11 protein-coding genes are annotated in these 13,355 nt (G+C 40.7%); 10 read left to right on the plus strand and 1 reads right to left on the minus strand.

Annotated features, from left to right (window positions below; genetic code table 11):
- The first annotated feature begins 2 nt into the window (after positions 1-2).
- Positions 3-1,104, plus strand: a protein-coding gene (prfB, locus tag JN080_RS05605; protein WP_256234936.1) for a peptide chain release factor 2 whose coding sequence is annotated in 2 segments (ribosomal slippage) — positions 3-74 and positions 76-1,104 — 1,101 coding nt in all. Because the reading frame shifts where the segments join, the coding sequence is not laid out codon by codon here.
- Between the two features lie 318 nt (positions 1,105-1,422).
- On the opposite strand, the gene JN080_RS05610 is transcribed toward prfB, so the two are convergent.
- Positions 1,423-1,890, minus strand: coding sequence for a hypothetical protein (locus JN080_RS05610; RefSeq protein ID WP_256234937.1), 468 nt, complete (start codon positions 1,888-1,890; stop codon positions 1,423-1,425).
- A gap of 322 nt (positions 1,891-2,212) precedes the next feature.
- Between JN080_RS05610 and cccB the strand changes: the two genes are divergently transcribed.
- The 9 genes from cccB (at position 2,213) to JN080_RS05655 (ending at position 13,337) form a co-directional block, all read left to right on the plus strand.
- Positions 2,213-2,548: a cytochrome c551 gene (cccB, locus tag JN080_RS05615; RefSeq protein WP_256234938.1), complete on the plus strand. Its 336-nt coding sequence runs from the start codon at positions 2,213-2,215 to the stop codon at positions 2,546-2,548.
- Positions 2,549-2,829: 281 nt separating this feature from the next.
- Positions 2,830-3,516 carry a cell division ATP-binding protein FtsE gene (ftsE, locus tag JN080_RS05620; protein WP_256234939.1) on the plus strand — a complete coding sequence of 229 codons (687 nt, stop codon included), beginning with the start codon at positions 2,830-2,832 and terminating at the stop codon, positions 3,514-3,516.
- Positions 3,506-4,399 carry a permease-like cell division protein FtsX gene (gene ftsX, locus JN080_RS05625; protein WP_256234940.1) on the plus strand — a complete coding sequence of 298 codons (894 nt, stop codon included), beginning with the start codon at positions 3,506-3,508 and terminating at the stop codon, positions 4,397-4,399. The genes ftsE and ftsX overlap by 11 nt, the downstream gene beginning before the upstream one ends.
- A 216-nt stretch (positions 4,400-4,615) precedes the next feature.
- Entirely contained in the window at positions 4,616-5,965 is a 1,350-nt protein-coding gene (locus JN080_RS05630; RefSeq protein WP_256234941.1) for a murein hydrolase activator EnvC family protein, read from the plus strand.
- Positions 5,966-6,112: 147 nt separating this feature from the next.
- A complete protein-coding gene (locus tag JN080_RS05635; protein WP_256234942.1) occupies positions 6,113-7,573 on the plus strand; it encodes a S41 family peptidase in 1,461 nt (486 codons plus the stop codon).
- A gap of 524 nt (positions 7,574-8,097) precedes the next feature.
- Positions 8,098-9,288, plus strand: coding sequence for a PDZ domain-containing protein (locus tag JN080_RS05640; protein ID WP_309144657.1), 1,191 nt, complete (start codon positions 8,098-8,100; stop codon positions 9,286-9,288).
- Between the two features lie 213 nt (positions 9,289-9,501).
- Positions 9,502-10,737 carry an ATP-binding protein gene (locus tag JN080_RS05645; protein WP_256234944.1) on the plus strand — a complete coding sequence of 412 codons (1,236 nt, stop codon included), beginning with the start codon at positions 9,502-9,504 and terminating at the stop codon, positions 10,735-10,737.
- 1,239 nt (positions 10,738-11,976) lie between these two features.
- Positions 11,977-12,609: a methyl-accepting chemotaxis protein gene (locus tag JN080_RS29785; RefSeq protein ID WP_375141589.1), complete on the plus strand. Its 633-nt coding sequence runs from the start codon at positions 11,977-11,979 to the stop codon at positions 12,607-12,609.
- Positions 12,610-12,968: 359 nt separating this feature from the next.
- Complete coding sequence (locus JN080_RS05655) at positions 12,969-13,337, plus strand: ArsR/SmtB family transcription factor (protein WP_256234946.1); 369 nt, start codon at positions 12,969-12,971, stop codon at positions 13,335-13,337.
- Positions 13,338-13,355 lie beyond the last annotated feature (18 nt).

Here is a 13,355-nt window from a genome sequence, read left to right on the forward strand (position 1 = left end):
AAATGGAATTAGCAGATATTCGAAATGATTTAGAGAAAATAGCTAAGCAATTAGCGGGTTTTAGGGGGTCTCTTTGACCTCGAAAATAAGGAAGCAAGGATCGCGGAGCTAGATAATGAAATGACTCATCCAGATTTTTGGAATGATCAGCAAGCAGCGCAAGTCGTTATCAATGAATCAAACGCATTGAAGGACCAGGTCAATGTGTTTTTTGAAATGAATGAAAGCTATGAAAACCTAGAATTAACCTATGAGCTCGTGAAAGAAGAAAGTGATGCTGAGCTGCAGGCGGAATTAGAATCAGAGCTTGAACAGTTAATGAAGCGTATGGAAGAGTATGAATTGCAGCAGCTATTAAGCGAGCCATATGATAAAAATAATGCCATACTAGAGCTTCATCCTGGTGCAGGCGGAACGGAGTCCCAGGACTGGGGTTCCATGCTGCTGCGCATGTACACGCGGTGGGCTGAGAAGCACGGCTTCCATGTTGATACGCTCGATTACCTCCCTGGTGATGAAGCGGGGATTAAAAGTGTAACCTTGTTAATTAAAGGACATAATGCCTATGGATATTTGAAGGCAGAGAAGGGTGTCCATCGGCTGGTTCGGATTTCGCCGTTTGATGCTTCAGGGCGCCGCCATACTTCCTTTGTTTCCTGTGAAGTGATGCCGGAGTTTACTGATGAAATTGAAATTGAACTCCGTCCCGAAGATTTACGGGTTGATACGTATCGCGCAAGCGGTGCAGGCGGTCAGCATATTAACAAAACGGAATCTGCGGTCCGGGTCACACATATTCCAACGGGGATCGTTGCCGCTTGCCAGACGCAGCGATCACAGCTTCAAAACCGTGATCAGGCGATGAAGATGCTGCGCGCAAAGCTTTATCAACGCGAGGTCGAAGAAAAAGAGAAGCAACTGTTAGAGATTCGTGGTGAACAAAAAGAAATCGGTTGGGGCAGTCAAATTCGCTCCTATGTTTTCCACCCGTACTCAATGGTAAAAGACCATCGAACTAGCGTCGAGTCGGGAAATGTCCAAGCTGTTATGGATGGGGATCTTGATCTGTTTATTGATGCCTACCTAAGGTCAAGAATTCAATAATTAAAAAGCCTTTGCCACATGATTTAATAGGCAAAGGCTTTTTAGCGTTTAACAAGGAAAAAATAATAACCTACTGTTTAATAACTTTGAATGAAGTTAATCAACGTCTAGCTCCGGCGCCTAGCGACGTATGGACCTCGCCCACCTCCCTACGATAAATCAACATCGAACCGCTAACGCGCTTAGTGTTCCCTGATCTCAGTCGGTGTGCTCCAGCCTGTCGTGCGCTAAACGGACGCTTACGCTTTTGTTTTTTGGGGTTTTATTTTGCCGAAATGGAATGGCGGGTGAAGAGATTCTGAGGTTGTTATAGTGGAACTAACTTTGCATGCGCATTTTAATTTGGTTGATTTCCTTTTCGTGGATGCCATCTTTTTTGCTAAGATGTTCAATATCAAATTTCATGCCTTTGATTTCATCGGAAACGGTTAAAAAAATTGCTTCATGCTGGTCCAATTTAGATTCAATGTGTTTAAAATGACTGCGAAGCTCAGTAGCATTGTTTTCTGCCGTTACCTTGAGGGACTCAACGCTGGTTTCTAGATTATCCAGGCGCTGATCGACTCCATCCAGGCGTTGGTCCACCTGGTGAAGGCGCTGATCGACTCCATCTAGGCGTTGGTCCACCTGGTGAAGGCGCTGGTCCACCTTATCAAATCGCTGGTCCACCTGGTCAAAACGTTGATCTATCGAATTAAAACGCTGCTCCATCGAATTAAAGCGCTGATCAATTTTTTCAAACTGCTGATTCATTTTCTCCATCATTTTTTCTAGCAATTTCTCCATCACGATCATCTCCTTTTCGACATTATACCATGAAAAACAGAAGAAAATTTTTAGTGTCTAATTCTACCGCGGAAATTATGAATAAAATAAACAACCTTGTGATAAAACTAATTGCATATACATTACTGCCTTCAACAAGCCAATGTTAATCAGCACCGTATTCGTACGATTTCACAAAATTGATACAATTGGTCTAAGGCATTGATCTATCCGCATTTGTCAAGTTAGAGTAGCTTTAACAGTATGTGAAGATGGTTTCAATCTTGTGGACTATTGGGTTATACTAGGTTTGCTGGAAATTATTTCTGAAAGGGGAGTAGCAATGAAAAAGAAGCTGCTAACATTCGTAATGGGTACAGCCCTTGTCATGGGACTTGCTGCTTGCGGCGGTGGATCCGATACTTCAAAGAATAAGGGGACAGATACTGCTTCAAGCGGAGATGCACAAAAAATCGTTTCCCAGAAATGCGCAAGCTGCCATGGAGACCAACTGCAGGGGGTTGTAGGTCCTAGCCTGCAAAAAATAGGCAGTAAATACTCAAAAGCCGAAATTTTAGATATCATCAAAAATGGTAAAGGCGGCGGAAAGATGCCAGCTGGCTTAATCACTGGCAATGATGCTGATACTGTTGCAACATGGCTTGCAGCAAAGAAATAATTCAACTTCCTTAAAGATTTTACATATGCTGTGACTCAATTACAGCTAAGAAGAATAAGACGGTCTGCTTTCAGGCAGGCCGTTTTTTCTTTTTCTATTAAAATAATGTAAAGAAATTTGTCAGAATTGAAAAGAAACTGTAATATTTTTACCGCTTTTTTTGTCGGATTATGATGTTATAATGAACCTATGTGAAAAATACGCATACCTTTGAACACTGATGAACATATCTAGCTGTCTATTAGTTTTTGGGAAAAATAAAACATCAGGTGATGATAAATATGATAGAAATGCAAGAAGTTTATAAAAAGTATCCAAATGGCGTTACGGCTCTTAATGGGATAGATGTTCAGATTGATCAAGGCGAATTTGTCTACGTCGTTGGACCGAGCGGGGCAGGTAAATCCACCTTCATTAAAATGATGTACCGTGAGGAGATGCCAACTTCTGGTACGATTATGCTGAATGGTGTTAACCTTGCAAAATTAAAAATGAAAAAAGTTCCGATATTTCGGCGCAATATAGGCGTGGTTTTTCAGGACTTTAAACTGCTTCAGATGAAAACAGTCTATGAAAACGTTGCCTTTGCCTTAGAGGTTATTGAAGCCCACCCGAAGGTTATTAAAAAACGAGTGATGGAGGTACTTGATCTCGTAAATTTAAAGCACAAAGCAAAAATGCTGCCAACAGAACTATCTGGCGGTGAGCAGCAGCGTGTTTCCATTGCCCGCTCGATTGTTAACTCGCCAAAGGTTGTGATTGCCGACGAGCCGACAGGGAACCTCGATCCGGATACATCTTGGGAGATCATGAACATTTTTGAAGAAATTAATAACAGAGGAACAACGATTGTTATGGCTACCCATAACAGAGAAATTGTTAACTCAATTAAACATCGCGTCATTGCCATTGAAAGCGGCAAAATTGCTCGTGATGAACAAAGAGGTGATTACGGCTATGAAGGCTAGAACACTAGGCCGTCATGCTCGTGAAAGCTTTAAGAGCATTGGCCGGAACGGTTGGATGACATTTGCGTCAGTAGGCGCGGTTACGGTAACCCTGATTTTGGTTGGCGTCTTTTTCGTCATTATGATGAATCTCAATAAAGTAGCCCAAACGATTGAAGAGGACGTGGAAATCCGCGTTCATATCGATGTTGCGGCCACCCCACAGGATCAACAAACATTGAAAAAACAGATTGAACAGCTTCCTGAAGTGAAAACCGTAAAGTTCTCTTCGAAAAAAGATGAATTGAAAAACCTGATCACCAGCCTTGGTAATGAGGGGAAAGCTTTCAAGCTCTTTGAACAGGATAATCCATTAAACGATGTATTTATTGTAAAAACGACAAACCCGACAGATACGATGAAGGCAGCAAAGAAAATTGAAAAAATGAATTATGCTTCCAAGGTCAAGTATGGTCAAGGACAGGTCGAAAAACTATTCAAATTTGTTAAATCAGCTCGAAACGTTGGAATTGTTTTGATTATTGGTTTACTATTTACAGCCATCTTTTTGATTTCCAATACGATTAAAATTACGATTATTGCACGAAGAAGAGAAATTAAGATTATGAGATTGGTAGGAGCAACCAATTCCTTTATTCGCTGGCCATTCTTTTTAGAAGGCTTATGGTTGGGGATTCTTGGCGCGATTTTACCAATCATTCTTATTTCGATTGCATACTACAATGCCTATGATTACATCGCTCCAAAGTTGGTAGGTAACTTTATTCAAATTTTGCCGGTTACGCCATTTATGTACCAGGTTTCCGGCTTGCTCATCGTAATGGGCGCTGCAATCGGCGTCTGGGGCAGTGTTATGTCTGTAAGGAAGTTCTTAAAGATTTAGTTTTTTCATAGGAAGGGAGTTTGGTATTCTCTCTTCCCTTTTACATAGAAGGTCGGATGGATCAATCAAACTCGATTTACCCGTACATAGATTTTTTAAAAAGATAAGAATATGTAAATTTTTGACTTTGAGAATTGTCTTGCTTAAGCGCCCAGCGACTAGTGTACGTCGCTAAACGGGCGCTTGCGCTTTTCTAATGGAAGGAGAAATCGGAAATTGCGAAAGTCATTGGTGTCGCTTACCGCTGCAGTAACGGTAAGTATGGGGAGTTTATTTGGAGGTATGGCGGTAAAGACAGAAGCCGCTGAATCAATCTCTAGCTTAAAACAGCAGCAAAGTGATCTGCAAAGTAAAAGTGCGGATCTAAATTCCAATATTTCTGAGAAAGATAAACAGATTACTAATTTACAAGGGCAGCAGGTTGATGTTCAAGCAGAATTAAAACGGATAGGCTTGGCGATTGAAACCACTACAAAAAATATTCAAGAAAAAACAGCAAAGCTACAAGAAACAAAAGCTGAAATCGCCAAGCTTCAAGATGAAGTCAAAGTTATTCAGGTCCGAATCGAAAAACGAAATAAGCTGTTGAAGGATCGGGCCCGCAATTATCAGGAAAATGGTTCGGTTAACTATGTGAGTGTCTTAATGGGAGCACAAAGCTTTAGTGATTTTATTGACCTTGCGGGCGCCGTAGCCACGATTATGGAAGCCGATCAGGCGATCTTAAAACAAGCTGAGGCGGACAAGCAGGAGCTTGAACAAAAGCAAGCACAGGTTCAGACAGACCTGAACAACTTGCAAAAAATAGTTGGCGATCTCGGGTCATTAAATAATCAACTGAATTCACAAAAGGCGAAACAAGCTACTTTATTAGCAAGCCTTCAAGAGCAGGAACAAGAAGCAACTGATGATAAAATGAATATGGAAGAACAGGCACAAATTCTTGCTGCACAAGCAGGAGCCATTCAACAAGCGATTCAAATGGAACAGGCTCGTCAAGCCGAGGCAGCAAAACAAGCCGAGGCAGCAAGACAAGCTGAAGCAGCAAGACAAGCAGCTGCAGCTGCGGCTGTGAAGTCTTCTTCTCCTGCAGGTACTACTTCGTCCAGTGAAGGCGGGGGTGGAGCATCTGTAGCAGCACCACCTGTCTCAGGCGGCAGCTTTACGAGACCAGCTTCAGGAAGTATCTCCTCAACTTATGGGGGGCGGACAGATCCATTTACTGGAGCGGCTACTTTCCATTATGGAGTGGATATAAGGAACAGCGGCGCCAACGTGCCAATCGTGGCTGCTGCGGATGGTGTTGTTGTGACAGCTCATTTTTCTAGCAGCTATGGAAATGTTGTCTATATTGCCCATTCGATTAATGGCCATGTTTATACAACGGTTTACGCACACATGTCGAGGTATCTTGTATCACCAGGGCAAACAGTTAGTAAAGGCCAGCAGATTGGAGTCATGGGCAGCACGGGTGAATCCACTGGGCAGCACTTGCATTTTGAACTTTATAATGGACCATGGGCCTATCATAGTGCCATTAATCCAATGGGAATCGTCCCACTTTAATGGAAGAGACTTTGTCTCTTCTTTTTTTGCTTTTTCTCTCTCTTCTACAGTATGTTTTCTATCGATTATTCATAACTCGTCCAGCATCTACATATATGTTACTAGCGGGCACTAATGAATTTTACGATGTCGTTGAGGAGGATTTGGATGAAGCAAAAATGGATTGCCCTTTTGATGACAGGGTCACTGCTCTTAGGGGCGGGTGGAACGTATGCAGGCATGCAGTGGTTTGATCGCTCAAGTGGAACGCCGTCCTTTGAAAAAATAAATCATACACCAGTAAACAAATCTACGGATTTAGCGATGGCGGATCGTACGAATTTGGAAAAAGTAAGCCAGGCTTATGATCTAATTTTAAGCCGCTATGTTGAAAAGGTCGACCGCGATAAATTGACGGAAGGAGCGATCCAGGGAATGCTATCCGTGCTGAAGGATCCTTATTCTGTATATATGGACAAGGAAACCGCTAAGCAGTTTACGCAAACGCTGGAATCCTCCTTTGAAGGAATCGGGGCAGAAGTAGGGATGGAGGATGGAAAAATTATCATTGTTTCCCCTTTTAAAAATTCACCGGCAGAAAAAGCTGGTCTTCGGCCGAATGACCAAATCTTAAAGGTGGACGGTAAAAGTGTTGACGGGCTGAATTTGAACGAAGCAACATTAAAAATCCGTGGAAAAAGAGGCACGAAGGTGCAATTAGAGATTGCGAGAAGAAGTGTAAAGGAGCCAATCACGATTTTGGTTAAGCGGGATGAAATTCCGCTTGAAACCGTCCATTCCTCATTGAAAAAGGTAAATGGCGAGCAGATTGGCTATATTGATATTACGACATTCTCTGAGAATACGGCAGCTGATTTTAAAAAGCAGCTCGGATCATTGGAGAAGGATCAGCTGAAGGGACTCGTCATTGATGTGCGCGGTAACCCTGGCGGCCTTTTATCAAGCGTTGAAGAAATTTTAAAGGAGTTCGTTACAAAGGATAAGCCAATGGTTCAAATTGAAAAAAGAAATGGTGAGAAGGATCGTTTCTTCTCGACTTTAACAAAGAAAAAAGACTATCCTGTTGCCGTTCTTGTTGATAAAGGCAGCGCGTCGGCTTCAGAAATTTTGGCAGGCTCCTTACAAGAAGCAGAGGGCTATAAGCTTGTTGGGGATAAAACGTTTGGAAAAGGCACTGTTCAGCAGGCGATCCCAATGGGTGATGGCAGCAATATTAAATTAACATTATTTAAATGGCTGACTCCAGATGGAAATTGGATTCATAAAAAGGGAATTCAGCCTGACGTCGAGGTTAAGCAGCCTGCAATTTTTCAAACGCATCCGATTCAAATTAGCAAGCCTTTAGAGCAAGACATGAATAACGAGCAGGTCAAGAATGCTCAAGAAATTTTAACTGGACTAGGCTTTGTTCCTGGCAGAATGGACGGCTATTACAATGCTGACACAGCAAGGGCTGTAAAAGCATTCCAGCAGCAGCAAGGGTTAAAGCCATCTGGAAAAATCGACTCCCAAACAGCTTTGAAGCTTGAGGAGGCAGCAGTCAAGGAAATGAAGAAAGAAAAAAATGATCTTCAGCTAAATACAGCATTGCGCCTAGTAGCCAACTAAAAACAGGGGAGAATTCCCCTGTTTTTTAGTTGGCTAAAATTTGAGGTGAGTGGAGCATGCAGCCTTGTAAAAAGCGGTTGGCGAAATAAATGGGGAGTTTGGCGAAATAATTAAAAATTTGGCGAAATAAATAGGGAGTTTGGCGAAATAATTAAAAATTTGGCGAAATAAATAGGGAGTTTGGCGAAATAATTAAAAAATCGGCGAAATAAATAGGGTGTTTGGCGAAATAATTTAAAAATCGACGAAATTAATTTTGAAATAGCAGGAATTAACCTAATGTTGGTAAACTCACCCCGAAAATTCGTGAAATTACTCTGCAAATTAGAAAATAAATTCAGCAAATTAGCGAAAACATTGAATAGAAACCATACAGGTATCTTCTTTAATCCCTATTCACTGCATTTTTCTCCCCAGTCTCGATATTTTCCTTGTTCCAAGAAACTAGCAATAGGTTTTACGAGCCCAATTTGGTAGAATAGTATATAAATAGAACTTTTTATGGAGGTTGGTGGCGGGTCTTGATGCAAGTATGGCTTGTAGAGGTGATAAAGGGGATAGGCAGGTTTTTTCTTGATCCCGTGGCCTACTATCTCGTGATTCTTGCCGGAATTCTGGGTGTTAGGAGAGTTAGACGAGAACGGAAAAACTTTAATATACGGGCATATGATGCCTATTTTGAATTGCGCCAATTGATTCCAGCCGGGCTGTTTGCCGGATTGATCCTATCGATTATTATTTTTGCAGCAGGGATTGCCGTGCCATTTGCTGCAATCTTGTTGATAACAGCTTTTACTTTTTTATGGAGCCTGACGACGAATGTAAGGCTGTTGGCGCCAGTGTATACGGTTGGAGCTGCCTTTTTTACGTTGATTTTTGCTTCGCAAAATAATTGGCCAGTGCCTTTTTTTAAAAACGCCTTTCATTCGATTGATGAAAAAGTGTATCCATCACTCGCTGTTTTGCTTGGTCTTTTGTTAGTAGCAGAGGGATGCATGATTATAAAAAATGGCAGCTATGGTACTTCACCAAAGCTGATAAAGAGTAAGCGAGGCAGGCGTGTGGGTGTTCATGAAGTAAAACGCCTCTGGCTGCTGCCAGTGCTTTTGCTTATTCCTGGAGATGCTGTTCATCTGCCATTTACATGGTGGCCAGTATTCCACTTAGGGGCTGAAAACTATAATCTAATTGTCATTCCGTTTGCGGTTGGTTTTCAGCAGAGGATTCAGAGCATGCTGCCAAAGCAGGCAGTTAAAGCCCTTGGAAAAAGAGTTCTCTGGCTGGGGATCATCGTACTCGTTTTGTCTGCAGCAGGCTATTGGTTCCCACTTGTTTCGATTGTGGTAGTGACTTTAGCTATTTTAGGCCGCGAAGGGATCGCCTTCATGCAGCGGTTTCGTGAAGATGGGATGCCGTTTTATTTTTCAAAAAAAAATCACGGTCTGATGATTTTAGGGGTCATTCCCAACTCACCGGCCAGCAAAATGGAATTAAAGGTCGGCGAATTAATTACGAAGGTAAATGGAAATCTCGTCAAAGACGAGAAGGAGTTTTATGAGGCATTGCAAAAAAACCGCGCCTATTGCAAGCTTGAGGTAATTGACACGAATGGCGAGATAAGGTTCGAGCAGCGGGCCTTATATGAAGGCGATCATTATGAACTTGGGATTTTGTTTGTTCAGGATGAGCGGACAGACGGGGAAAAAATCGGGTAAGGATGCGAGTTTTTTGACTAAACATTTGAATTATTTCAGCATTTGTCTAAACCTTTTGAATCGATTCAGCATTAGTCATATATAGTAGGTGTTCATTTTTATTCACCTAAGTGAGGCGGGAGGCGTATGGCTCTCGCCATTTTTCAACACTGGGCATTTCCTGCGTGTGGAAAGTTTCACTAACTGGGAAACTGCCTAGAAAGGAGTCACATCTTGATTGAATCTTTACTATTAAATTTTCTTTTTCTACTTTTTCCTGTTGTTATTTTTCTAATCTTCTTTGAGAACAGACTACATACTTACAACAAATATATTCTTATTCTGCTAACGGCTATTACAATGGTTTTATGTATGATATTTCCGATAAGGTTAAAAATCGGCTTTATTTTTGATTTACGCTATATTCCATTTATCTGCATTGCCCTTTACGGTGGTTACAAATATACATTTCCACTTTATATTGTCTTAAACGTATATCGGTTTATGATTGGTGGGAATGGTACTGTACAATCGCTTGTTTTCTCTACTGTTATTTTCGCACTGGTGCCTTTAGTAAATAAAATGTTTCTCAAACGGAAAGCTAAGCAACGAATCTTCCTTGCTGCACTTGTTGCTTTTCTTACGATGGTTCTCTACCTCTCAAGTCTTGCGTTATTTTTACCAGCATTGAATCGGGAATACTGGATCTTAACCCTCAACGCTTTGACCACCTACGTAGCAGTAATGGTCGTCATCATGATTTTAGTAGAGCAAATTATTGCTAATAAAAAAACCCGTGAATCCTTTTTACATTCAGAAAGATTGCATGTGATTAGTGAGTTATCAGCAAGCGTTTCACACGAAATCAGGAATCCCCTTACCGTAACGAGTGGATTTCTACAGCTTTTAAGTAAATCAGAGACGGTCTCGGAGAAAGATAAAAGCTATATTGACTATTCATTATTAGAATTACAACGCGCAGAAAATATCGTTAGCGATTTTCTTGCTTTTGCCAAGCCTCAATCGGAAAATATGATTTATTCCAATTTAAAGGATGAAACTGAGTATGTAAAAAATATTATTACGCCCTATGCTAATATGCATCAAGTTGAGATCAATAATGTTTTTCAAAACACGTTACATTTTAAGTATGATAAAAATCAAATCCAGCAATGCTTAATCAATTTATATAAAAACGGAATAGAAGCGATGAAGGAAACTGGCGGTACTTTGTTTATCGATGTTTCGGAACGGAAGAATAACATCGTAATTACGGTAAGAGATATGGGTGTTGGAATGACAAGCGAGGAACTTTCAAGTCTTGGTAGCCCCTATTACTCGACTAAAACAGAGGGCACAGGACTAGGCATGCTTATGGTTTATAGTACGATTCAAAAGGTAAATGGAAAAATTGAAGTGGAAAGTGAAAAAGGAAAAGGAACGACGTTTACCATCACTATTCCTGCCTAAAATCCAGCAGGCTCCAACGTAATCCTTTCCTTTATGGTGGTGTCTAACCACTCAGCAGGTCCCGTCTTACCCCCTTTCATATGTAAAAAAATTTCCGGCTTCTTTTTCAGGCTGGGAATTTTTTTGGTTTATCAGATGCTAATGGGCTTTTGAAACTCCCCTGACTTGTAAACTTTTGAAAAAAGAATAACAGTAACTGGTGAAAAATTTTCATTTTTTTCTCATCTAACTAGCCTATAGTCCGATATAATGAATAGTAAAATAGGCTGACTTTGGGGGAGTGAAGGAAAATAGCTGCTAGTTGAATGGACCGATTAAATGAATATATTCAAAGATTTACATTTCCTTCTCAAAATAAAAAAGAATGCTGGGGGGATCCACTTGGAAGCCATTAAACAAATGAATCTAAAAGTGCTTAGATCAAAAAATACGCTTATGTTTATTACCTTTTTAATTTCGATCATTGCAGATGAAGTATACGGGTTTATCAACCACAGCGGTACGATTACGATGTCAGTGCTGGGGTTTGAATTTTTGGGGTTTATTTTGCTTTTCCTTATTTTGCAAAAGGTAGTAAAACAGGAGCACTTATTCCCGTATCTTAGTGTGATATTAATCTATGGCTGTACGATTACATTAATTTTTGTCGGAGGTGGTACATCAGCAAACTACCAAATGATCGCCTTTTTGCAGGTTTATTCCATTATTCAACTGTCTTTTGCGATCTTTATGCTCGGAACTTCTTTGGGAATCATTGCGGTCGTTCTCAATTTTTTCAAGGCTGTGGATCCTGCAACGCAACTTGCATTTCCATCCGCATTAATGACCTTTATTTTAACGGCCATAGCTTTATTTTCGCTGGTGAAAATCAATGGTACGCAAAAGAATAAGATAGAAGCTTTACTGATTGAATCCGAGGAAAGCGCTGCAGAAATAAAAGTGCAAAGAGAATTGCTGGAATGCGAAGTTACCCAGATGGTTGATACGATTAATGATATCAATCAGCAGGTCCAAAATAACAGCGGTGCACAAATGGAAATGAAGGCTGCTGTTCAAGAGGTTGCCGCAGGCGGACAGACACAAAATGATCAAGTCGCGATTATTTCCGAGAATGTCCGGTCCACCGTTTTGGCTATGGAAAAAATGGGTGAAGTTACGAAAGAACTATTTAAAGATACAGAAATTGCCCATGAAATTACGAAAAACGGCGAAACGAAAATTTCTCAGCTTCAGAAAAGTATGGACGAGCTGAAAGATATGATTACTGAGGTTTATGATGTTTTTGAGAATCTTACGAGTAAAATTCATGAAACAAATGAATATGCAGAATCAATCAAGGAAATCACATCACAAACAAATTTACTAGCTCTCAATGCCAGCATTGAAGCTGCCCGCGCCGGCGAAGCTGGGAAGGGCTTTTCCGTTGTGGCTGAGGAGATCCGCAAGCTGGCTGAAACAACTAAAAAGACAACGGAAAATATCACAAATAATTTATTAGAAGTGAATGAAACGAATAGCCTGGCAGTTGATAAAATTAATCAAAGTGCTTCCAGGTTTAAAAATAGTGCGGAGACGACAGTTAAGGTTGCTGACTACTTCTTGCAGTTGAACCAAACAGTCAGTGCCTTGAATAATAAATTTAGCAGCTTTGAAAACCTTGTTGAGGATATTACGGTAAAATCAACAAATGTTGAATTGTCTACAAGCGAGCTCGCAGCTGTAATTGAGGAAGCATCGGCGGGCCTTCAAGAAATGAGTGCTACGATTGAAACGATTAGTGAAGACAATCGACAAATTGCCGGCAATATTTTAGACCTATCAAGCAGTGCAGAAAATATCAAAACAGCTTTTAAGGTAGAACCTAAAGGGTAATAATAATAGAAAGTTGGAAGAAGAGCCTCATGGTTCTTCTTTTTCTATATTATGTGGTCCCTAACATTCCCGTTGCAGTCTTTGAATAGACTTTGAGGATACTTATGACAATTTACCGCGGGATTGAAACTTAATATGCTTTCCAGAAGTATATAGCGATGAAGTTCCCCATCAAAAACCCTTTTATTCTATTTTCCTTCTCTTTTTTCAGTAAAATTTCGTATTTATTAATTGACATTCAAATGTGTATTTGAATATGATATATTCAAATACACATTTGAATGATAAAAGTGCAAGCTCCCGTTTAGCAAAGTTCAAAGATGTTAAAATTGTTATTTTTTTAGAAAGAAGGCGGCTCCATGAAAGAACAGGATGTTTGCGAAGTTCCCTGTGTGGATCAAGCGAGAATCACTCGTGTCCAACGTGAACTTAAGGAGGGCAGCATTCTTGATGTCTCGAAGCTTTTTAAAGCATTGTCAGATGAAACAAGGCTAAAAATTGCTTATGCGCTTACGATCGAAACTGAGCTGTGCGTTTGTGATGTGGCCAACCTTGTTGGAGCTACCACGGCAACGGCCTCCCATCATTTGCGCCATCTAAAAAGCTTAGGATTGGCTAAATACCGGAAAGAAGGAAAGCTAGTCTATTATTCCCTTGACGACGACCATGTTAAACAACTAATTCAGATCGCCTTTGAACATTTAGAGGAATTAACTAATCGGGGATAATCGCTCTGCTTTAGGAGA

This window comes from Bacillus sp. EB600, from assembly GCF_024494385.1.
Classification (GTDB): Bacteria; Bacillota; Bacilli; order Bacillales; family Cytobacillaceae; genus JAEVLT01.